Source organism: Okeania sp. SIO2F5, from assembly GCF_010692685.1.
GTDB classification, from domain to species: domain Bacteria; phylum Cyanobacteriota; class Cyanobacteriia; order Cyanobacteriales; family Microcoleaceae; genus Okeania; species Okeania hirsuta.
In genome coordinates this window covers 15775-40760 of record NZ_JAAHGU010000016.1, presented here as the reverse complement: position 1 = coordinate 40760, position 24986 = coordinate 15775, and the positions used below count along the sequence as shown (strand labels likewise).

Below are 24986 nucleotides of genomic sequence, written 5' to 3'. Positions count from 1 at the left end.
TAATCATCATTACATTTGTGAGTTTTACCATTAACTCTCAGTCCACAACATGAAACTAATCACATTACATCTTTGTCCTCTGATGAGCTTCGTGTCTCTATTGGGAACAGTAGCTCTTCCTGCTTATAGTCAACCTATTACTCCGGCAAATGACGGTACAGGAACTACCGTAAATCAAAATGGCAACCAATTTAATATTCAAGGCGGTACTCATAACGGCACTAACCTCTTTCACAGCTTTGGTAAATTTAACCTCAACTCCGGTCAAACAGCAAACTTCATCTCCACCCCAAACACCCGTAATATTCTTGGCAGAATTACAGGTGGAGACCCTTCTAGAATTAATGGCTTAATTCAAGTTATAGGCGGTAATTCCAACCTTTTCTTAGTGAACCCTGCCGGAATCATGTTCGGCCAAAATGCCAGTCTCAATATTCCTGCTTCCTTCAGCGTTACTACTGCCACAGGTATAGGTTTCAACAGTAATAATTTCTGGTTTCAGGCAATAGGAACAAATGATTACTCGAACTTAGTAGGCGACCCCAGTGGCTACAATTTTAATGTCTCAAACCCAGGCGCAATAGTTAACGAAGGAAATTTAAGTTTAAATCCTGGAAAAGACTTAACTTTAGCAGGTGGCACAGTTATTAACACAGGTGAACTATCTACCGCAGGTGGTAATATCACCATCGCTGCAGTTAATGGTGGAGATACATTGAGAATATCTCAACTAGGCCATTTGTTGAGTTTAGATGTATCACCTACTTCTAATAATTTATCAGGACAGTCAATTACACCGATATTATTACCAGAATTATTGACAGGTGGTGACATACATCATGCCTCATCTGTGGTTATAAATGCTCAGGGTAATTTGGAATTGACCGATACAGCAGGAGTAGCGATCGCCTCTGGAAATATTGATGTATCAGATACCTCGACGAATGGAAGTGTTGGGGGACAGGTGAATGTGTTGGGCGATCGCGTAGCAGTTATCGATGCCAACATTAATGCCAATGGTTTAAATGGAGGGGGCACAATATTAATCGGAGGTGACTTTCAAGGTAATGGAATTGTTCCCAATTCTCAGCAAACTTTTGTTAACAATAACTCAATTATTTCTGCCGATGCTATTAATAATGGAGAAGGCGGTAAAGTCATAATTTGGTCGGATAATACGACTAATTTTTCCGGTAGTATTAGTGCTAAAGGCGGAGATTTTTTGGGGGATGGAGGATTTGTTGAAATCTCTGGAAAAGAAGAATTAATATTTGATGGAAGTGTTAATGTTACGGCAGCATTTGGAGAAGCAGGAACAATATTATTTGACCCTAAAAATATAATTATAGGAGAGTCAGAAAATAGCAACGAGTCACCGGAACAAAATGAAGCTGATAACGTCACACTTTCTTTAGAAGAATTAGAAGGTAAAATAACTCTTCAAGCTGATAATGATATAACTGTTAATGAAAGAATAGAAACTTCAGAATCAGTAGAATTAAAAGCTGGGCGAAATATAAATATCAATGCAGATATAGATACATCTCAAGGTAATAACAATATTTCTCTATTTGGTAACGACAATAGTGCAGATATTAATAATCGCGACCAAGGAGCAGGTTCGATTAATCAAAGAGAAGGTACAACATTAAATTCTGGTAATGGCGATATTACAATTAGACTAGGAAATTCAGGTACAAATGGCGATATAAATTTAGCTAATTTAACTACTACTGGTCAACTATCAATTAATGCTAACCAGGGGAATATTAGACAAGTTTCTCCTAACTCTTTAATTACTGCCGATAGAGCAATATTTAGAACTCAAAATTATGGTGGCATAGGTTTAGCTGAAACACCTTTGCGAATAGATGTAAATAACTTAGAAGTATTAACAGGGGAACAAGGACTATTTATTAGCTCAGTAAACGATTTAACTATTGGTGGAGTTAGCGAAGAATTAACAGGAATTTCTACTAGAGGTGGCGGTAATATTGAACTAAATATTGATGGGAATTTTACTGCAATTGAAGAGGTAGTTACATCAGTTCCTGACAGGCAACCAGGAACAATTACTATTTCTAGTACTGGGAATATTGATACTACTCAAACCACACTTAAGTCAAATTCTGAATCAATTACAGGTGGCGATATTTCGCTCACTGCTGATGGCAATATTCAAATAGGAGATATTAATGCTTCTACCATGGGTAATGATAGAGGAGGGAATGTCACTATAAATAGTGGTGGTGAAACTGATACAACTGTGGGCAATATATTTTCGGCATCTTCTCAAGGAGATGGTGGGAATATTTCCATCACCAGTCAGCGCGACCTCAAAACTGGTCATATTGACTCTCGTTCAAATGGTAGTGGTAGAGGAGGGAATATCACTATAAATAGTGATGGTGAAACTGATACGACTGCGGGCAATATATTTTCGGCATCTTCTCAAGGAGATGGTGGGAATGTTTCCATCACCAGTCAGGGCAATATCAAAACTGGTTATATTGACTCTCGTTCAGATGGTAGTGGTAATGGTGGGAATATTACTCTAAAAACTACAGGTGGTAATGTTGATACCAGTAGTGAAGAATTAGCATCTTTTTCCGTTAGGGGAAATGGGGGAAATGTCAGCATTACCAGTAATGGCGACATCAAAACAGCAGATATCTTTTCTTCCGCAGGCGATCCATTAGATGCAGAGGGAGACTTAACAAATTCATCACCATTCGAGACAAATAACACTGACTCAAATCAAACTCAGAGTAGAAACGGTAGTGGGGGAGATATTACCCTGACAGCAGAAGGTATTATTGATACTAGCGCAGGAACTATCGAATCATTTTCTCGTCTAGGCGATGGAGGTAATATCAGCATCACCAGCAAAGGTAATATTACTACAGGGGAAGTTTTTTCCACTGCTGGCGACCCTGATGTAGGCAACTCTGTAGATAATAACCCTACCGAAACAACACAGACAGAAATAAATAGTGGCAATAGTGGTAATATCAGTATTGAAAGCACAGAAGGGGCAGTAACTATCACAGCAGAAATAGATACTGTTGGCGAGGCAGGAAATGCTGGAGATATTACTATCAAAGCTTTTGGAGATATTAATACTGAAAGTATTAAATCAAGGACAGATGGTGGTGAAGGTGGAGATATAACTATTGAAAGTAGAAGTGGTACTGTTGATACTACAGTCAGTACTGTTGATACTATGGGAGCTGAGGTAGAAGCAGATGCTGGAATATTTTCTACTTCTGAGGAAGGAAATGCAGGAAACATTACCATCACCAGTAATGGGAACTTGACTACAGGTAATATTGACTCCAATTCAAAAAATGGTCAGGGTGGTAATATTACCCTCGAAAGTATCAGTGGAAGTGTTGATACAACGGGTGGTGAAATAGCTTCTTTATCACAAGCAGGAAATGCTGGAAGTGTAACCATCACCAGTAATGAAGATTTAATAACAGGTAATATTGACTCCAATTCAATGAATGGTCAGGGTGGTAATATTACCCTCGAAAGTACAAATGGAAGTGTTGATACAACGGGTGGTCACATAGCTTCTTTGTCACAAGCAGGAAATGCTGGAAGTGTAACTATCGAAAGTCAGGGCGATATTAATACAGGTAATATTGATTCCCGTTCCAACGGTAGTGGTCAAGGTGGGAATATTACCCTTGAAAGTACAAATGGAAGTGTTGATACAACGGGTAGTAAATTATCTTCTTTTTCAGAATTAGGAGATGCTGGAGATGTCACTATCACCAGTAATGGTGATTTAAATACAGGTAATATTGACTCCCGTTCCAACGGTAGTGGTCAAGGTGGGAATATTACCCTCGAAAGTACAAATGGAAGTGTTGAGACAACGGGTGGTGACATAGCTTCTTTGCCACCAGTTGGAAATGATGAAGATGTTGAGACAAGTAACGACGATACAGGTAGTAAATTATCTTCTTTTTCAGAATTAGGAGATGCTGGAGATGTCACTATCACCAGTAATGGTGATTTAAATACAGGTAATATTGACTCTCGTTCCAAAGGTAGTGGTCGGGGTGGTAATATTACCCTCGAAAGTACAAATGGAAGTGTTGAGACAACGGTTGGTGAAATAGTTTCTAGGTCACAAGCAGGAAATGCTGGAAGTGTAACTATCAAAAGTCTGGGCGATATTAATACAGGTAATATTGATTCTCAGACACAAGCAGGTCAGGGTGGAGATATTACCATTGAAAGTACAGGTGGTAGTATTGAAACCTTGGGAACAGACCAAGATGTAGCAGGAATATTCGCTGCTTCTGAGGAGGGAAATGCAGGAAATGTTACTATCACAAGTAATGGAAATTTGATTACAGGTAATATTGACTCTCGCTCAACTAATGGTCAAGGTGGGAATATTACCCTCGAAAGTCTTGCCGGAAATATTGATACTAGTGCTGCTGAAGTCAGATCTTCTTCCCGTAGAGGTGATGCGGGAACTGTGAGTATTACTAGTCAGGGCAATATCAAAACAGGACGTATCCTTTCTTTCGCAGGTCGAGGAACAGATGAAGTGGAAGACTCAGAAAATTTACCTCAAAATGAGAGTGGTAGCAGTAATGGGGGAGATATTATTCTCAAAGCAGGAGGAACTATTGATACTACCGCAGGAACTAATGATAGATCTAAGTTAGAGTCATTTTCTCGAGAAGGTTTGGGTGGTAATATTAGTCTGGAAGCTAAAGGTGACATTACAACAGCACAAATTCTTTCCACCGCAGGCGATCCCGAAGCAAGTAACCCCGAAGATGATGCTAATATCACACCCCTAACACAAACAGAAATAGATAACCGGAGCAGTGGTAATATCAGCATTGAAAGTACGGAAGGAGCAGTAACCACTACAGAAGAAATAAATAGCTTTGCCACTTCTGGTAATGGTGGTAGTGTAACTATTAAGAGTCGTGGCAATTTAACAACAAGTGATATTAATTCCCGTTCGGATGTTAATGGTCGGGGTGGTAATATTACCCTCGAAAGTACAGATGGAAATATTGATACAAAAGGTGATGAATTATTTTCTGTTCGTGAATTATCTTCTTTTTCTCGTTCAGGAGATGCAGGAGATGTGACTATTAAAAGTCATGGCGATCTGACGACAGGTGATATTGACTCTCGTTCAGACGGTATGGGTCAAGGTGGCAATATTACTCTTGAAAGTATTACCGGAAATGTTGATACAACAGGAAGTAATGTATCTTCTTTTTCAGAAGTAGGAGATGTCGCTATTATCATTAGTGAATTAAGTTCTTTTTCTCGTTCAGGAGACGCTGGAGATGTGACTATTACCAGTAGTGGCAATTTGACTACAGGTGATATTGACTCTCGTTCAGACGGTATGGGTAAAGGTGGCAATATTACCCTTGAAAGTATCACAGGAAATATTGATTCCAGTCAGGGTAGATTATTTTCTTTTTCAGAATTCGGAAATGCTGGAGATGTGACTATTACCAGTAATGGCAATTTGATAACAAGTGATATTGACTCTCGTTCCAAAGCTCGTGGTCAGGGTGGCAATATTACTCTCGAAAGTACAAGCGGAAATATTGAGACAACAAGTGGTGAATTATCTTCTTTTTCCGAATTAGGAGATGCTGGAGATGTGACTCTTACAAGTAGTGGCAATTTGACCACAGGTAACATTAACTCTACTTCAAAAGGTAGTGGTCAGGGTGGCAATATTACTCTCGAAAGTACTGGGGGAAATATTGAGACAACAAGTGGTGAATTATCTTCTTTTTCACGTTCAGGAGATGCAGGAGATGTAACTATTACCAGTAATGGCAATTTAACAATAGGTGAGACTAACTCTAGTTCAAAAGGTAGTGGTCGAGGTGGCAATATTACTCTCGAAAGTATCACCGGAAATGTTAATACAACAGGTGGTGAATTATCTTCTTTTTCACGTTCAGGAGATGCAGGAGATGTAACTATTACCAGTAGTGGCGATCTGATAACAGGTGACATATTTTCCTCAAGTGGCGACCCGCAAGGTTCAAACAACGAGAATAACCCGTCAGAAGATGCATCTGTATCAGAAGAAAACCCACAACAAACAGATAATTCTAACCCTGGACAAAATAGCGGAGGTAGTGGAGGTAGTGGAGGTAGTGGAGGTAGCGGAGGTAGTGGAGGTAGCGGAGGTAGTGGAGGTAGTATTACTCTAATAGCTGAAGGTGAGATAAATACCACAGCAGGAGTCATAGAGTCATTTTCTCGTCGAGGTAAAGGAGGCGATATTAGTCTGGAAGCTAAAGGTAATATTACCACAAGTGAAATCATTTCCTCCGCAGGAGACCCAGAAAATATTCGACCTAAAAGGGAAAATACAGAAGATGCCAACACTACTCAGTCTCAGATTGAGTCAGAAACAGGTAGTCCTGGGGGCAATATTAGCATCCGGAGTATTGAGGGTAACGTAACAACTCAAGGAGAACTCATTTCCTATAGTAGTAAAGGAGATGGAGGTAATGTTAGTATTATCAGTAACGGCGATGTTAATACTGCTGGTATTGACTCCCGCTCTGATAACAGGGGTCGTGGTGGTACTATTTCGATCCAAAATCAAACAGGTAGCATTGAAACTACCGGTGGTGAGTTAGCTTCTTCCTCCAGAACAGGTGATGGCGGTAATGTAGAGATTACCAGTACAGATGATATTATAATAGAAACAATTTTTTCCGAGTCAGAAGGTGATGGTAATGGTGGAGATGTGACTATTACAGTTAACGGCAATATCCAAATAGGAACTATTGAATCATTTGCTGGAGGTAGTGGTACAGGTGGAAATATATCTATTACTGCAGATGGTGCAATAGATGCTAGTATTGGTGAATTAGTCTCTAGTTCCCAAACAGGGGAAGGTGGAAATATTACTCTCAGTGCTACAGGAGATATTAGTACGGGTTTTATCGAAAGCTTTAGCGGTGCAGGAGCAAGAGGTGGTAATATTACTTTGGAAACAATTAATGGAAATATTGATACTACTGTTGGGTTTTTAGGTGAAGAGGCAAATATTCCCACTGATGCTGATGTTTCTTCAGAAGATGTGGCGACTATTTTCGAGCAGGAAGTTGCCAACCTGAGTTCTTACGCTCCAGAGGGTACTGGAGGAAATATTGTGATTATTCAGCGGGGTCAAGGAGAGATTACTACTAGCAATATTAGTTCTTTTGGCGGGGAAAGTAGTGGAGCTGTTAATATCAGCAACAATGACGGCAATATTAACACGGGTGTAATTTTTTCCACTGCCATTAACGGTACAGGTGATCGAATATCTATCGAAACTCTGAATAACGGCGACTTAAATATTAATCATATTGCTACTTATTCTACTGCTGAGGATGGTACTGGGGGCGATATCAAATTGAATGCTAGTGGTGTTGTCAATATTAATAACGTAGCATCTTTTGGTAATGCAGGTAGTGGAGATGTAAGTATTGCAAGTAATAGCGGTAGTATTAATACAGGGACTATTCAGACCCGCGCCCCCAATGGCACCAGTGGTAATATTACTCTGAATACTTTTAGCACTCAAGGCGATATTAGAACTGCAAATGTTAGTACTGAAGGTGGAGAAGCGGCTGGAACAGTTGAAATTATTGCTCCTGATGGCTCGGTTACTACTGAAGATTTGCAATCTATTTCTGAGTCTGGAAATGCTGGAGGTATTGATGTTCAGGCAGGGGAGGATATTGAGACTGGAGACCAAACTGTTGATAGTGCTACTGGTGATAGTAATATTAATAACCAAGCAGGAGGGGATATTACTACCCAAGACCAAACAGCTACTACTGAAGAAGGTAATGCCAGTATCAATAACCAAGCAGGAGGGGATATTACTACCCAAGACCAAACAGCTACTACTGAAGAAGGTAATGCCAGTATCAATAACCAAGCAGGAGGGGATATTACTACCCAAGACCAAATAGCTACTACTGAAGAAGGTAATGCCAGTATCAATAATCAAGCAGGAGGTAATATTATTACCCAAGACCAAATAGCTACTACTGAAGAAGGTAATGCCAGTATCAATAATCAAGCAGGAGGTGATATTACTACCCAAGACCAAATAGCTACTACTGAAGAAGGTAATGCCAGTATCAATAATCAAGCAGGAGGTGATATTACTACCCAAGACCAAACGGCGGTAACCAACCAAGGTAATGCTAGTATTAATAATCAAGCAGGAGGTAATATTACTACCCAAGACCAAACGGCGGTAACCAACCAAGGTAATGCTAGTATTAATAATCAAGCAGGAGGTAATATTACGACTGGAGACCAAATAGCAATAGGTGATACAACAAGTATTATTAACCTACCAGGAGGAGAACTTAATACTGGTGAAATCATTCAAATTAGCCCACCTCCATCAACACCAATAGACAATACTTTGCCACAACAATTACCTCAAATATCAGAAAATCCAAGCATTCCAGCAGAATCAAACCTTGTGCAACCAACAACAACTCCAACCATCCCCACAAATAACATTTTACAATCTAACAACCCCATCTCAAATCTGAACGCCACTAACATTACCCAGTCAATACAGAGTAACAGTACCATCAGCACAACCAATAATCCTAATCTGCCAAACAAAAAGAGCGATCGCCAACAAATTAATATCAATACCGACACTACAACAGCTTTACAAAACATCAATATTATTAACAATACTCCCCTAACTGTTGCTGCTAACTTTCAAACCTTGACTGCCTTAGAGAAAAATCGGAACAATTCATTCACTAACTACTTTGGAGAAGACCTATCAACTCAAAATATATCCATAAAAAACGGGGGAGCGCTGACAGACAACTTTGGAGAAGACCTATCAACTCAAAATACATCCATAAAAAATATCCGGGAAGTGCTGACAGATATCGCCCGTGAAACAGGCAAAAAATCAGCAATTATCTATGTCACAGCTTACCCAGAAGAACTGCAACTTATATTATACACACCAGACAGCGACCCCATCCTCAAAACTGTGCCAGCAGCTCATCGCCAACAACTCATGGAAGTTGTCCTACAATTACGAGTTCAAATCACAACTCCTTCCCGTCGTAATACTCAAAGCTACTTGCCACCAGCACAAGAATTGTACAATTGGCTCATTGCACCCATATCAGCAGAATTAGAAGCTGCTAATATCGATACCCTGTTATTTAGCATGGATGAAGGTCTACGGACTTTACCTGTAGCAGCATTACACGATGGTCAACAATTCCTCGTCGAAAAATATAGCCTCAGTTTAATTCCCAGTATCAGTTTAATGGATACCAACTACCGCCCAATTCAAGATACCCGAGTATTAGCAATGGGAGCAAGTGAATTCACTGCTCAAAGTTCCTTACCAGCAGTGCCAGTAGAATTAAAAACTATTTCCCAACAGTTGTGGAAAGGTACTCAGTTCCTCAATCAAGACTTCACCCGCAATAACCTACTAACCCAACGACAAAATTATCCCTATCCGATCATTCACCTAGCAACTCATGCAGAATTCCGACCAGGTGCTGCCAGTAATTCCTATATTCAACTGTGGGGTGACGAACAACTACATCTAGGTCAAATGCGACAGTTAGGTTGGAACGATCCACCAGTAGAATTATTAGTATTGTCAGCTTGTCGCACTGCCGTTGGTGACAAAAATGCTGAGTTAGGTTTTGCGGGGTTAGCAGTAGCAGCAGGAGCAAAGTCTGCCTTAGCTAGTGTCTGGTATGTGAGTGATGAAGGCACATTAGGATTGATGACAGAATTTTACACCCAACTAAATAATGCCAAGATCAAAGCAGAAGCTTTACAACAAGCACAGTTAGCAATGTTACGAGGAGAAGTAGTTATTGCAGAGGGTCAATTAAGGGGAACAGCAGCTCGTGGTGCAGTGGTATTACCATCAGAGTTAGGAAAGTTTGAAAATCAAAATTTATCTCATCCCTATTATTGGGCAGGGTTTATGATGATTGGTAGTCCGTGGTAGTCTTTGGTAGATAGGGAGTGTGGGACTCACCCCTAACTCCTCCTAGGAGGGGAATTTAGGGAAGCGGGTGACATGGATCGCCAAGCTCGCCAAGGATTTCAATCCTTGGCTAATAGTTTAAGTCATCTTAAGATTACTCTTGACGAGTATGCCATCTTTTTCATCTTTTTATATTGTGGTTAATCAGTGCAACTTGATATTACGGGAGCAGGACAACTAAAGTCCATTCTACTTTGCGATCGCAACTCGGAAAATTTCAAAAAATAAAAAACCCAGATAGATTAAACTACCTGGGGCGTTTGTTTCCAACTAATCCGCATTAACCCGAGCGGTGGGGAGCTACGTTTTAGAACCACGACAGAACAATGCTTTCAGACCCCCAAATATACGCACCACCTTTGATTAAAAAGTCAAGTAGGAAAAATTTACCAAAATGAAAAGGCTAAAACCTTCTCCTGGTATGGCATAAGCCCAGTTCAACGTTAGCGAAGCTTTGGATAATTAGTTGTAGTTGCCAGCAATAAGGAACTTTTTCAGCCAGGATTAATTGCAACTAGATTTATACTTGAGCCAGAATTAACTGCAACTGAGCCAGCAATAAATTTTTTGAGCCAGAATTAACTGCTTTAACTTTTAACTTTTGACTTCTGACTTGCGCGTAGCGCTATATTAGGCCCCTTTTTACGGTATTATAGAAAGAATGACCACAATTATTTACTCGAAATTATTAAGATATGACAGTATCTGCCCCTACTCGTACCGTTCGGATCGGTTCCCGCAAAAGTCAACTCGCTTTAGTTCAAACTTATTGGGTACAAGAAGAACTCCAGAAAAATTTCCCAAATATTACATTTGAAGTCCACACCATGTCTACTCAGGGGGACAAAATTCTGGATGTGGCCTTAGCAAAAATTGGGGACAAAGGACTTTTTACCAAGGAACTAGAGTTGGGAATGCTGCAAAACGAAACTGACTTAGCAGTTCATTCTCTCAAAGACTTACCTACAAATCTTCCAGAAGGTCTAGTTTTAGGTTGTGTTACCGAACGGGAAAACCCAGCAGATGCTCTAGTCGTCCATGAAAAGTTTAAAGATAAACAACTTGAAGCTTTGCCAGAAGGTGCTGTTATTGGTACATCTTCCTTGAGACGTTTGGCACAACTCCGCCACCATTACCCCCATTTTGAATTTAAGGATGTTCGTGGTAATCTCAATACTAGATTAGCAAAATTAGATGCTGGAGAGTATGATGCCCTAGTTTTAGCTTTTGCTGGTTTGCATAGATTGGGTATGGGCGATCGCATTCATCAGGTTATACCGCCAGAAGTTTCTCTTCATGCAGTTGGGCAAGGTGCTTTAGGAATAGAATGTCGTGACGGAGATAATGATATTCTTGATCTATTGAAGAGTCTGGAACATACTTCCACGGCTCAAAGATGTTATGCCGAACGTGCTTTTTTGAGAGAGTTGGAAGGTGGGTGTCAAGTTCCGATTGGTGTCAATACTAAAATAGAAGAGGAACAACTGACTTTAACTGGCATTGTTGCTAGTTTAGATGGTCAGAAATTAGTTAAGGATATTGTTACTGGTGCTGCCTCTGATGCAGAACAAATAGGTATTGAATTAGCTCAAAAATTGAGAAAACAAGGTGCCCAAGAAATCTTAGATAAAATTTTGGCAGAAATTGACCGTAGTTAGTTTTGATATACTCCCGACGTTGCGCTTACGCGACAACGCGGGATTCTTCAGTCTTAAATGTTTTGTTGATGACGTGATCGCATAGCCCAACAAAAGTTATCTGGCCACAGTATAACATAGTTTTACGGCACTGGTCAAATTTACTAACTAAATACAAACATATCATAGTTATTAAAAACTATATATAGCGTACTTGCGTAAGTTCTGATATATGAACCGTGGCAGCATAATATATTTAAAATTTGTCATGGCGGGTTTTATATCATGTCCATTGGTATTGTTTGTGTAAACCCAAGAGTGAATATCTACAGGAAATTTAGGTTTTTTTCTTGCTCAATAGTCTTCCTCCCTCTTTTCTCTTCCCTCTTCCTTCTTCCTTACCTTCGCTATACAATACTGATGCTACCGGACATGATATTAAGTATAAATAGCTAGGTATAACAATTTTTGCCCAACCTTGAAACCCGCCCCGACACTTTTTCATATTTGTAGAATTACTCGTGCCAAGTTGAAATAAATCAAAACACCGAGAACATCTACAGCAGTAGTAATAAACGGTGCTGACATTAAGGCGGGGTCTAACCCAAATGAACGAAACAGGAATGGCAAAGACGAACCAGCAACAGAAGCCAAAATTGAGATTGCCAGCAAACTTACACCCACTGTCACTGACACTTCTAAATTACCATTGACAATAAACAGGAAAGCCCAAACTGTTGCTAACAAACCGAGAACACTCCCAAGTATTGCGCCAGCAGCAGCTTCACGCAGAATCACTTTAAATGGCCCTATTTTCCAAATTTCATCGGTATTCATACCTCTAATCACAACAGTGGAAGATTGCGCTCCCACATTCCCTCCAGTACCAGTCAACAATGGAATAAATGCTGCTAAGGCAACTACTTTTTTCAGAATATCTTCTTGCCCTGTAATAATTCCACCCGTCACACTATTTGTCAGCAGTAACACAAATAACCAGACCACTCTTCTGCGAGCAGCAGTAAATAGATTTACCTGGAAATAGTTATCACCTTCAGACTGTACGCCACCTAGAGCATAAATATCTTCGGTAGTTTCCTGTTCCAAAATATCGAGAACATCATCAATGGTAATGATACCCACGAGTCGTTGTTCGCTATCTACTACTGGTATTGCCAAAAAGTCGTAACGCTGAATAATACGAGCAACTTCTTCTTGGTCAGTACCAGTTTGCACGCAGACAAAATCACGGCTCATAATTTCGCTGATGGTTTGGTTGAGTTGAGAAGTGACTAAATCTCGCAATGACAGAATACCTGTGAGATGACGGTTAGTGTCAGTCACATATAGAGAATAAACTGTTTCAGTAACGTGAGCTAATGAGCGAATACGTTCTAAACTTTGAGAAACTGTATATTCTTCTTTTAGGGAGATGTATTCCGGAGTCATTATCCGTCCTGCGGTTCCGGAGTTGTAACCCAGAAGTTGCGCTGTAGCTTGGCGTTCGGCAGGGCTAAGTTGACCTAATAAACGCCTGACAACGGTTGCGGGCAATTCTTCAAATAGTTTAGCACGGTCATCAGGTGACATTTTATCAACGATATCTATAACTTCTTGGCGTTTGAACTTTTCGCACAGAGACTGTTGTACGCTGGAGTCTAGTTGTTCATAAACTTCGATCGCTTCACGTTTAGAAAGCAAGCGAAATGCGATGACTTGCATTGTTTCTGGTAAACCTTCGATCGCTTCGGCAATATCAGCTGGTTGTACAGGAACTAACATCGCTTTAGCTCCAGATAAGTTATCTTGTTCTAACAGAGCTTGAAGTTGTGATCGAACTAACTCCCGTAATTCTTGACGAGAAATAGTAGCTATGGAAGGGGATGAATAGTTATTATCTTCAGTCAAAGCTAACCCTCCTAATATATAGATTGCTGAATCTAGTTTAGAGGCTAAATGAACTTTTTGCTCGTTACCAGGTAATCATATTATGTCCGGTAGCATCGGTATTGTATAGCAAAGGTAAGGAAGAAGCAAGAAGCAAGAGGCAAGATGGCTTAATTTCTTCTTCCTGTTTTTTTATAGAACCCATTTGGTATCTATGCACGCGGTATGTGATTTTAGCTACTGGAGTTAGGAAGACCGAGTCAGAAGTTAGGAGATTCAGTTAGAGAAGAGGGGAAAAAGGTAGAAAAATTGGTAGTCCTGGTCGCGTAATGGTATACAAGAACAAGGAATGCCTGGCATGGGGGCAAGATGCTCCCACTGTTCTGGTAACAAAAATAATGACAATGCACGACCCATGAAAATGCACAACTACCGAAAAATTCTCCCATCTCCCCTACTCCCCTACTCCCTATCTTTAACTATAACTATATAAATAGATAGCGATCAAATGGGTTCTATAACCCACTACATTTATCAGCAGTAGAAATAGTCACGCCTATAAATGGAGATGTTGCTCCTGCTAATTTGGTTAAAATATCTGTAATTTGACTAATGGAAAGTTTAACGCGAATATATTCATTGACTGTTTTTTCCCACTCTGAATCATTGGCGGGTAAAATCATGCTGTATGAAATACAGGTAAGTGGTCGATTTGGTTCTATTGAATATTGAGTTTCCTTTAATCCTTTCCGGAAAGCTTCTCCTACTAATAAAATACCATCACTAGCAAAAGCATCAATAGTACCTGCAACAGCATCTTTCACAGCAGTTTCTCTTCCCGACGCTCCTTGATCAACCTTTTGGTCTGCTAGTTGGTATCGACTATCAATGAATTATTTTGTCAGAGAATCATTGAGAACTCCAATTAAAATTCCTTCCATAAATCCATCAGGATTAACTGTTAGTATTCTGTCTGGCTTCATCATTAAATATTTACCAGTGGTGAAGAAACGTTTGGAATAAATGACTCCTGTTGGTGGATTTTTTCTAATAGTATTAGAACCAGATTCTAGATGAACTCGCTTATTAGCTACCCTGCGGTGACGGCCTTTTTATGACTCTTCATCAAGAAGAGTTTCTAATTTTTCTATACTAATATTTATGTTTAATTTTTCTTCTAAATTTTCTTTAAACCCATTCATTAATTCTATGCAAATTCCTTCCCAGTTACTACCATAAACATAACCAAAAGGAGCCGCATCTTTTCTCATTCCGACTTTCAGTACACCAGTTTGTTTAATTTCTTGTAATACTTCTTGCGACTGAGCAACCCCAGGATTAATTAAAGAAAATATAATACTAAATATGATAATAATTAGTTTGTTATTCATATTTTACCTCACATTAAAATCATTAATATCTTTCTCGATCTAAATATTGTACAGTTTGATCACAGATTATGAGATATTCAATAACTATACAAGGAAAGTAATAAATGTCAAGTTATTTATAAATAATCACGAAGGTGGAAGAATAAACAAGTAATATCAAGTTTAATCGCTATTAATCAACAATTAATATTATTATCAATATATCGAAAAAATCACAATGGATAAATAACTGTTATTTATCAGCTATAAAATTAATAATTATAATTGAAAACTTTAACAATCGCTCATCTATAATATGTCAGAAATTAGCAGTTGGTAGTCCATGGCTTAGTTTCTCAATAAAAAACTAGATAATAAGAGTTTTTCTCATCAGCTTTCAGACATTTTTTGAATAGTTATTGTTTGAAAAAAATCAGTACCAATACTCAGATAATAGGCTAGTTTATGTTCCTCGTAAAGGTTAATATTATGTAAATAGATAATCAGAAAAATAATATCTCTCACCTCAGAGATATTTTCTTACTCAAGACTTCAAATAATTTCCGATTGATGAGATTTGATCTTGCCGAATAATATCAAATCCGGTTGAATACTTATTATATAGTTGGCAGAGATAAAGAGTGTGGGGAGGTGGGGAGGTTGAAGTATGGATAGAACTATAAATATATACTGTATAACCGGATTCTATATAATGAAGGTTTAAAGTCGGTTTTTTAAAGAAGAAAAAAATACTAAATACTTGGTGATCGCCTGACAACAGAGAAGTCTGGTGCTGGTGTTGTCTTTCAGTTAAATCTTGGTATTCAGGGAGTACCAGAATTTATGTCTAATATCAAATCCGCTCGGGTTTGGTCTAAAAAAATGTTTCATAACAGCGCCATTGCCAAATCTTTTTTTATCTTCACATCTCTCCACACTATGAATCTAATTACACCAATGCTTCCGGATTTGATATAAGGTGCAGAAGGTGCAGGTTGAAAGATGAGTTTGGGGCAAGCAGTCCCCACACTCTTACATCAGTCATATTTTAATAACCGGAGTCTTGCGGTAAATTCGGTTGTTGTGATGCTTGCACTGCTAACTTATCACATCGCTCATTTTCTATATTGCCAGAATGACCGCGCACCCAAAAAAATTCCACTTGATGTTGGTTACATAAATCTAATAATTTTTCCCATAGATCGGGATTCATTGCTTTATCTTTTTTATTCCGTTTCCAATCATTAGCTCGCCAGCGTTTTGCCCAACCTTTAGTAATGGCATCAACTATATATTTAGAGTCAGTATAAAGAGTAACATCACAGGCAGATTCTAGGGTTTGAAGTCCTAGTATTGCTGCCATTAATTCCATGCGGTTATTAGTAGTTAACTTATAACCACCAGATAGTTCTTGGCGCTGTTTATCAGTAATAATAACTATACCATACCCACCAGGACCAGGATTGCCACTACAAGCACCATCAGTATAGATAGTAACTTCTGGGATTTTTTCTGTCATTTTGATTCCTTTTTACCAAGTAATTTCTTATAGATAATCATAGAGTGGAATGGTAGTCATGCACAGTAATAAGTAATATAAGTGTGACTAAAATACAAGTACAGGAAATGTCTCTTTGACAAAGCGGTCGTTAGCGCAGCTTCCCGTAGGGTGGGATGGCCAGGAAACCTGCGCCATATCCAATCGACCAAGAGAGCGGTGCGACCCCGCGACGACACCAGTCGCACCTGGTAGTGCACCAAGAGAAAAAGATAATTTATGACCTAAAAATTGGTATTGAAGCAATTCATTCTGACTCAGTCCGACTGAGTTACCCTGCTGGGTCCCCTCCTGGGAGGGGCGGGGGTGTGTTGGGTTAGGGGTGGGTTGACTCCTAAAAAATACCCTAGCTATTTGTAGCAAACATTTATCAATTTGCTATAACAGGTTTAAATTTTACTGGAAAAATTTGAGTAATTTCCCAGCAACTTTTTTGAATTTTGTGAAAAAGTTGCCAAGATTATTGAATATTGAAAATGATTGGGTTGAATGGAAAGGAAAATATAAAAAAATCTGGTGAAATTGATTTGGCTAAATCTTTAGGTGAAAATTTTCAGTTTGATTCCTGGTTCTTACCTGGATTCATTAACTTGAGAAACTCAGTCTAATTTATTAGATTCTTTATTATTATTAATCCTATTCCAGGTATTTTAAATACTATTATGTAACTTATCATTATAGGTATTATCAGAATAGTTTTTAACATATTTATTATATTAAGGTTTTCGGTCATTTTAGTTTGTCTATTTTCTAAAGCTTCTAGGGATTTGTTGCATGAATAGGTGATAGAATAGAGTTCAGTTCAGTTCCCCTATGGCCATCTTTAAGCCCAGCAGTCAATTCAGTTATCAGTTAGCCTCTTTATAGAGGAGCTACGGTATCAGTTAGCTTCCTCCGGAAGAACTGCAGACTTCAGTTATCAGTGACTATCCCGTGAAATCAGTAGCTTTAAATCAGGAATATTTTAATTTTCATTCCCTTAAAAAGAGAGAATTGTTAATTATTTTTCTTGATCATTAACTCTACTAAAACTTAATGAGAGTAACTTATATCATGTCCGTTCAATTAGTGATAAAAAACTTCCTTCTTCTTATTCTTCTCTCGTGACTCCTAATTCCTAACTCTTGATTCCTCCGTCGTTATTGATAAGTATTCAACTGGACATGATATAACTCCTGACTCTTCCCTGATTATTGATAAGTATTCAATGGGACATGATATTACTAAAAATTTACATCCACATGGGAAAAGGATTTAATTGTTCTTCCGTTAAAGACTCTTTCAAACATCCCATTTTTACAGGAACATCATACAATCTTCCTAACCCTAATCGCTTCCACATATGACGCATCCCTGGAACAATTACCTTAGCTACCCTCAACCCAATATCACTACGAGTCTGGTCTAATACTAACAGTTCCATGTCATTTTTCTCAACAATTTGCTGACACAATTTAACATCTTCTAATAGATCGTCACTAGCTAATTGAAAATAATCGTTACTTTTTTTCGAAATAATTTGATTATTAGGAACTAGATAAGGTTGATTGATTAAAGTTGCAGTTTGCCACCATTTAAGTGCTAATATATCAGCAGAAGGGGGATAATTCGTTGTTCCATCATCCCTAAAAGATAGTACATTAGGTAATATTTGATTCGCCTCAGTTAACGCCCGACTAATAGCTATTTCTGGGTCAAAATGCGCCCCATATCCTAATACAATATCTTCTACTTCTCTATCATTTCTAGAACTAATAGCAGCAAAACAAGGAATATTCAAATCGCTCGTAATATCTAACACCCATAAATCCCGATTCAGACTTTGATAATATTGTTTTAACTGCTGAAAATAAGGTTGTTTAAAACTGTCTAAATCTACTTGAGGTTTGGATAAACGATTGTACCACCATAAAGCCACACAATCCCGTTCTACTAACTCCATAAACCCTTGTAAAATTGCTTCCTCTATCGTATTTCCCGCCGCACAACCATTAGAATCAGCCCAACAATCTAAGAAATCAGAAGAATCAGATTCAGGATATCCATAGTAACAGTAAGAAGTAGGTAAATATTTAAACTCTTGAGCAGTTAAAGACCATACAGGAGTCCAATCAATTACTCTAGTTTCATCAAAGGGTTCTGGTACTTTTTGAAACCACCCTTTACACTCAAAATTCCACTCTTTTCGATTTTGGTATTGTTCCTCACTAAAAATCATGCACTGATTTGGATGAATAGCTTTTTCTACCAACTTTTCATAACTCCCTTGCTCCCTAATTTCATCTCCTTGAAATACCCCAGAATAACGTTCTATCGCCTCACAAAAGCCACTTGCTCTTGCTTGAATATCAGTTCTTCCTTTCCCCGAACTTTTTCCTCCCATATTTTTACGCAAGCCATCTAAATCGTCAAAAACATTACGAAAATGATGTCTAGCAACATAAGTATGAAGTAATCCTTGAGTGGGAATTTTAGCTAATTCTCGCACCACACCCGTGATGGGACTAATATGATATTGATACTTTCTCAAAGTTTCTTCAGGAGAACAAAAACGATGTCCTCCATCGGCAGTGAAGCTTTTTTTTCGATGCCCTAAAACTACAGGTAAAGGTTGTTTATTAAAAACTTTTCCGCAACTAAAACATTGAGGGCGTTTAACTAAAATGTGGTTTTGAGTTTGTAGAGTTAGATGGTCATAAGTAATCAGATTTCCTGCTAATCTAGGATTGCCTTTTTGGATAATCCATTTAAAAATTTCTGTTGCAGCTATGGTTAAAGTTGTTTGGATTGTTGCCTGAGAAAAACCCAGGGGGGAAGTTAAAAGTTTTGCTCCCTCTTTCTTTCTATTAATAAAGTCTTCAATCGGTCGATTATCTCGCCAACGCTGTGCAAAACAATCCCAACATCCTGTTTGATAGGGTTGAAATAAAGGTCCGATCCAAGCAATAGTTCCTAATGGTTTGATTAACATCCAAGGAGTTTGAGAAGCTAAAGTCTGTTTGTTAAATTCATCTAAGTTAGGATGGAGATAATCGTCAGTCAAAATAATAGTTAAATCTCCTGAATCAGCCACTTGAATCTGAAAAGATTTTAACAGGGAAATAAAATCTTTATCTGTTACTGAGCCTAATGTTTTGACAGTAACTTTAGTCGATTGTAATTGATTATAAGCTTGAGACTGAGAAATCTGAAGATGATGACAAAAAATAGCTAAATTAGACGGTAATAATTCATGATTTTCTAATAGATACCCTTGTTTGTTTAATTGAAACAAAGCTTGTTGAATTTTAATACTGAGATTCAGAATATCTTGGAAAAAATTAGGATTTTCTGGTGTTAATTCTTGGTATTGTAGAATTTCTAATTGCAGAATATCAATAATTTCATCAACATTACGTTTACCATCAATTAACTGAACTAAACGATAATAAAGTGGGTCTTGTAAACAGACAGATTCTCTTTCAGATATGAAAAATACCGTATCTGGTTCGAGAGTTTCAATTAAGTAAGCAGGATTAAAACTAGGTTGATTGAGCATATTTTTCAAATTTTCTTGCCAAAATAATTTGATTCTACAAAGGGAATGATGGAGGGTTGATTGAATAATTTTTGATTAATTACTCAAGAATGGGAGGACGATATACAAGTTCATGGATGTTTAGTTCATATAGAAATTATTGGGGATAAACTATGGATACATCGGGGTGGTTTGGAAGATGGTATTGCTAAGGATATAATAAATCGTCGATCTATAACACTGATTCATAGAGGGTTAGATATATTCGTGCAACAAAGCTATTTCATAAATTTCTTGTTAAATAATATAGTAGAGAAAATCCCCCGAAAAATATTACAGGAATTGCTATCATCACAATCACTAAACCTAAAGGTACTCCAAAAGATATGACATAGACGACAATTGCAGTATAAGGGATTAATAAACCTATTCCGGCAAGAGTTAATTTTTTTGGAGTCCATTTAATATCTTTTTTTAGAGGCTTTTCGAGCATTTTTGCATCTTTACCTTTTAAGATTTTTCTTGCCATAAACTACTCCTTATATTAAAAATGACGATACTGTTCAATGTAATTTATTTTGATTTTAACTATTGTACAAAACTGAAGCAAGTTAAATTTTATTCCCAGTTAAACTGCGTTTCTAAATATTCCTCTAACCTCTGATTATGAGGTTGAAAATATTCACTCAACCTCTGGCGCATCTCATTACTTATTGATGAATAAGAACCAGGGTTTAACTTTCTATATTCTGACAGTTGATGTTCTGGCAACCCTAAAAATTCAAAAACTTGTTTCATTGTTTCTACAGGTTTCTCATAAAGGTCTTCTCCTTTTAAAATCAGTAGTTGTTCTCTGGGAAATATTGCTAACCATTTATTGATAAATTCTATATAAATACCACGCCCTATATAGTTACCTGGTTGCTGCCAATAATTTTTGCCTCCCTCTGGTTTTTCGGGATTTTTTCTGAGTATTTCTAACTCGGAATTTATCGCTGTTTCAAAGGAGCGGTCTTCCCAATTTAGTCTAATCCAATGATGGTATTGAGAGAAGGCTCTATCTATAGGATTTCTCAATATTACTAATAGTTTTACTTCTGGAAATACATTGTATATTCGCTCGGCAGCTTGATGATTTTCTAAATAGTTAGGGGTTGCTTCTCCGGTGATAAAATTTTCTGATTTAGGAATTGGAGGAAAGTGGGCAAGATACCAATTAATTCCTTTGTTGAAGTCTCGATACCAAAAATGAGTTTCTTTTTTTATTGCTGGTATAACATGGGGGTTTTGAGCTATGTAATTTTCTAGTGAAGTTGTACCACTTTTTTGAGCACCAATAATAATAAAGTTAGGACCTCTGGCATTTTGTAAATTCCAATGATTTTTAACAAAGGAAGGATTAAGTTGACGGGTTTTGTTGTAGGAGGCGGTTTGATAATTTTTGATTGCTGCATCTAAGTTTCCTGTTGCTGTGAGAATTTCTCCGAGGTTAATGTAAGACCAAATACTGTCTTGATTTTCTTGAGTAATGTTTTGAAATAATTCTAATACTTGTTGGAGCTTTCCTTGTTTAATTATAAAATTTAATAAGTTTGAGTAGAAGAAAAACCAGGGATATTCAGGTTTTAGTTGAATGGCATTTATGTAAGTTGTTATGGCTTTGTCGAATCTCTGAAGTTTGAAGAATATGTTGCCTAGTTGATAGTGATGACGGAAATTTTTGGGATTTTTGTTGACGGTATTTTGGCAGTTAGTAAGTTCCTGGTCTAGTTGATTTTTTTTGTTTTCTAGTTGAGCCAGTTTGTTAGTAATTTCTGGATGATTTTGCTGGACTTGCAAACCCAGGTTATAAATTATTATTGCTGCATTAAATAAATTTTTCTGTCTTAGTACATTTCCTAATTTTAAGTAAAATTTTGGTGCTTCTGGCTGAATTGATAATTCTTTAATGGTGCTAGATTTTTGTGGTTGAGGGTTTTGAATAATCTGGGAATAATAGTTAATAGTTTCTGGTAAATTTGATTGAGATTGTTGTTCGAGGGCATATCCTAATTTTTCATGGATATTTGATAAATCTTGATTAATTTTAAAGGCATAAAGAAAAGCTACTACTGCTTCATTCCACCTTTGTAACTTGATTAATGTTTCTCCTAAACTGTAGTAAGACCAGAGAAAATCTGGATTTAATTGAATAGCTTGATGGTAAGCAAGGATGGCTGGCTCTAATTCTTCTTTTTCTTGAAAAATATTTGCTAATTTATGATGAACCACCCAAATTTCAGGCTGTAATTCTATGGCTTTTTGATAAGCAGTAATTGCTGCATCTAAATTTTTTTGATTGACTAAAGCATCTCCAAGACAATGATAAGTAACAGCAGTTTCAGGGTTTAGTTGAAGTGCTTGTTCATAAGAGGAAATTGCTTTTTCCCACTGCTGAATATTGGCGAAAGCTTTGCCTAAGCTGTGATGAGACCAGGAAAATTTGGGATTAACTTGAATAGCTTTTTGGTAGTTTAATATAGCTTCTTGCCAATTTTCTTCACCACTATAAATTTCTCCTAAATTATGATGTGCTTGGGATAGATTTGGATTTAATTTAAGTGCTTGTTCATAACAAGCGATCGCTTCTTTCTTTAGCTGGTATTTTAATAGAGTTTTTGCCAATTTCAGATATTCTAAATCTGTTGCCCATTCTGGTTTTAAATTCAGTGCTTTATACCAACAAGAGGCAGCTAATTCTGGCTTATCTATTTGATGCCATATTTGTGCTAGGGCACGATAAGCATCGGCAAAATTTGGTTGTAGTTTAGTGGCTATTTCGTAGCAAGTAATAGCTTTATGAAACTGTTGTTGTTTGACATAAATTTTACCTAAATTTGCATGAAGTTCAGCTAGGTTTGGTTGTTTTTCCAAAGCTTTGTCATACCAATCAATAGCTGAATCTAAGGCATCTATTTTTTCCATTATTTGCCCTATTGTATTACTAGCAGGTGCAAAATATGGAACTAATTCTAAAGCTTTTAAGCAAGTAGCATAAGCTTTTTCAAAATTTCCTTGAGTTAGATAATGTTCTGCTTCTTCGTTAAATTTTAATGCTGCTGCTTCTGGGTTTTCCATTCAGTTAATGTTAGCCATACTTACTTCATTAATGATTATATCATTAGACATCTTCAGAAAAGAAAGAGTAGGGAGTAGGGAGTAGGGGTAAATAATTGATAAATAAGAGTGCGATAATTGATTTTATTTTTTATTATTGGAAATCTCTATTAGTATTATTAACCTTAGAGCGCAGTGAGTTAAATAATTTTTGCAAGTTTCATTAAGTCTAATAGTTTCTGCAAATTAACAAGAATATCTTTATGGAATGGTTGACCAGAAAAGTATTTATCAAATTCATCACCTAATAAGTAGTAATATTCCAAGCCACATACATTGCTAACTATCCAATAGTATTTAACTATATATTCAGGAGCAAAAAATTCTATAACTTTAGTGCCAGAACTACAAAATACAAGGTTAGTTAATCCTGCACCATGAGGTGCTACTACAACTTTAACACTAGCCAACAGTGCTGCCTGCTCTGCAACAGACATTGATTCTAAAGTAATACTTTCAAAACCAAATTTATCTAAAAAACTGATTACTTCTTCCTCATTAACTACTCGTCGTCGTGATGATTCTTTCCGACTAATATATATCCTTTCTGTTTGATAATATCTTGTTTTTTTAGCTTCCTCTGACAAAAATGAATTTCTTAAAAAATCACATCCCCACTTAGGGATTCTCAGATATTTTCCATCGGAATAAGAGAAAGAAGGAACTAATAATCTTTCAGCTTGTATATAGGGATAAATTTCGCTTTCTATAATTTTGTCTTGGGATATACCCAAAGATTCTATAGTTTCTCTTTGAAATTTTTTCTGGCATTGATTAACTACGAATTTATCTATTTTCAAGCTACTAAGAAGTAGTAAATGAATTCGAGTTACTATATCAAACATCCAATGAAAATAATTATTTTTACCCCATTTTATTGATAATAAAGCAACTGTTCCTTCTATATTATAGATAGATGGTAGTTCTGATGAATAGATAATTAATTCAGCATTTCTTGTAGAAACTTCTGATACTAGCTTATTTTCAGAGGTTATTACTGCGGTAACTCCCGTGTTAATATAACCTTTTCCTCCAGGTACTACTGTGACAAATGCTGATTGTGAATATACTTTTCTACTTCTAAAAATGTGATGAGTTTGTTTTTCAATTGTTTGAGAAGCTAGCATATTTACTTCAGTAGCTGAAAATATTTCTATCTTACTTATCTTCTGCTCATATTTAGCTTCTAAATCAAGTGCTTTATGAGTGCATTCTTTTGTTAATTCATGCTTACCTAAGCTTTGCCATATTTTAGCTAAATTTCGATAAAATCCGGCAAAATGTGGTTGAAGACTAATAGCTTTATCATAATCGCTTTTTCCCATTGCTGTTCCCTAGCAAAGATACTACCCATATTTGCATGAGCTTCTGCTAAATTTGGATTATATTTAATCGCTTTTCTGTAAAAATTTTTAGCTAATTCCAACTTCCCCATTCTTTGCAATATATTGCCCTGAGTTTTATAAACTTCCCCACAATTTGGCAAAATTTCTAAAGCTTGGGAACAAGTATCATAAGCTCGATCTAACTTTCCTTGAGATAAATATATTTCAGCTTTTTGCTTTAAATGAAATACGGATATTTTTTGATTATTTACATCCAACATATCTTCAATAACTCCTAAAAACAAATAGTTAATGACTAATAACAAACCAGCAATTATCTTTTGATTTTGGGTTGAATATCTGCCTTCTATAGGATATTTACAATTGCTTGGGGTGTGAGTTCCCATCCACTTTTGACTTTTTCCGAGCTTCAGTCCTTACCGAAAAATTGTGGTCTAAAA

Annotated in this window: 14 protein-coding genes; 3 read left to right on the top strand and 11 right to left on the bottom strand. The window is 37.1% G+C overall.

What is annotated here, in order from left to right; all coding sequences use genetic code 11:
- Positions 1 to 49: 49 nt before the first annotated feature.
- Together F6K27_RS09110 and hemC are read left to right on the top strand one after the other, a co-directional pair.
- A complete protein-coding gene (locus tag F6K27_RS09110; RefSeq protein ID WP_287275789.1) occupies positions 50 to 10036 on the top strand; it encodes a CHAT domain-containing protein in 9987 nt (3328 codons plus the stop codon).
- 734 nt (positions 10037 to 10770) lie between these two features.
- Positions 10771 to 11733: a hydroxymethylbilane synthase gene (gene hemC, locus F6K27_RS09105; protein ID WP_287275788.1), complete on the top strand. Its 963-nt coding sequence runs from the start codon at positions 10771 to 10773 to the stop codon at positions 11731 to 11733.
- Positions 11734 to 12049: 316 nt separating this feature from the next.
- On the opposite strand, the gene F6K27_RS09100 is transcribed toward hemC, so the two are convergent.
- The 7 genes from F6K27_RS09100 to F6K27_RS09070 form a co-directional block, all read right to left on the bottom strand.
- The gene (locus F6K27_RS09100) at positions 12050 to 12217 is read right to left on the bottom strand and encodes a hypothetical protein (protein ID WP_287284335.1); all 168 of its coding nucleotides are present in this window, start codon (positions 12215 to 12217) and stop codon (positions 12050 to 12052) included.
- Positions 12214 to 13620: a magnesium transporter gene (gene mgtE, locus F6K27_RS09095; protein WP_287275787.1), complete on the bottom strand. Its 1407-nt coding sequence runs from the start codon at positions 13618 to 13620 to the stop codon at positions 12214 to 12216. Before mgtE ends, F6K27_RS09100 begins: the two co-directional genes overlap by 4 nt.
- Positions 13621 to 14114: 494 nt before the next feature.
- Entirely contained in the window at positions 14115 to 14423 is a 309-nt protein-coding gene (locus tag F6K27_RS09090; RefSeq protein WP_287275786.1) for a hypothetical protein, read from the bottom strand.
- Between the two features lie 288 nt (positions 14424 to 14711).
- A complete protein-coding gene (locus F6K27_RS09085) occupies positions 14712 to 14990 on the bottom strand; it encodes a hypothetical protein (RefSeq protein ID WP_287275785.1) in 279 nt (92 codons plus the stop codon).
- Between the two features lie 1027 nt (positions 14991 to 16017).
- Positions 16018 to 16488, bottom strand: a complete 471-nt coding sequence (gene rnhA, locus F6K27_RS09080) for a ribonuclease HI (RefSeq protein ID WP_192901167.1) — start codon at positions 16486 to 16488, stop codon at positions 16018 to 16020.
- Between the two features lie 87 nt (positions 16489 to 16575).
- The gene (locus F6K27_RS09075; RefSeq protein WP_287284332.1) at positions 16576 to 16773 is read right to left on the bottom strand and encodes a hypothetical protein; all 198 of its coding nucleotides are present in this window, start codon (positions 16771 to 16773) and stop codon (positions 16576 to 16578) included.
- 985 nt (positions 16774 to 17758) lie between these two features.
- Positions 17759 to 20065, bottom strand: coding sequence for a TOMM precursor leader peptide-binding protein (locus F6K27_RS09070; protein ID WP_287275783.1), 2307 nt, complete (start codon positions 20063 to 20065; stop codon positions 17759 to 17761).
- Between the two features lie 78 nt (positions 20066 to 20143).
- Between F6K27_RS09070 and F6K27_RS09065 the strand changes: the two genes are divergently transcribed.
- Positions 20144 to 20434, top strand: coding sequence for an element excision factor XisI family protein (locus tag F6K27_RS09065; protein ID WP_287275849.1), 291 nt, complete (start codon positions 20144 to 20146; stop codon positions 20432 to 20434).
- Here the strand turns inward: F6K27_RS09065 and F6K27_RS09060 are convergent.
- The 4 genes from F6K27_RS09060 to F6K27_RS09045 form a co-directional block, all read right to left on the bottom strand.
- Positions 20328 to 20573, bottom strand: a complete 246-nt coding sequence (locus F6K27_RS09060; RefSeq protein ID WP_124146310.1) for a hypothetical protein — start codon at positions 20571 to 20573, stop codon at positions 20328 to 20330. The genes F6K27_RS09065 and F6K27_RS09060 overlap by 107 nt on opposite strands.
- 89 nt (positions 20574 to 20662) lie before the next feature.
- A complete protein-coding gene (locus F6K27_RS09055; protein ID WP_287275782.1) occupies positions 20663 to 23161 on the bottom strand; it encodes a tetratricopeptide repeat-containing sulfotransferase family protein in 2499 nt (832 codons plus the stop codon).
- 179 nt (positions 23162 to 23340) lie between these two features.
- Positions 23341 to 24525, bottom strand: a complete 1185-nt coding sequence (locus tag F6K27_RS09050; RefSeq protein WP_287275781.1) for a DUF563 domain-containing protein — start codon at positions 24523 to 24525, stop codon at positions 23341 to 23343.
- Positions 24456 to 24932 (bottom strand): tetratricopeptide repeat protein, encoded by a 477-nt coding sequence (locus tag F6K27_RS09045; protein WP_287275779.1) that lies wholly within the window; start codon positions 24930 to 24932, stop codon positions 24456 to 24458. The genes F6K27_RS09050 and F6K27_RS09045 overlap by 70 nt, the downstream gene beginning before the upstream one ends.
- Between the last annotated feature and the right edge of the window lie 54 nt (positions 24933 to 24986).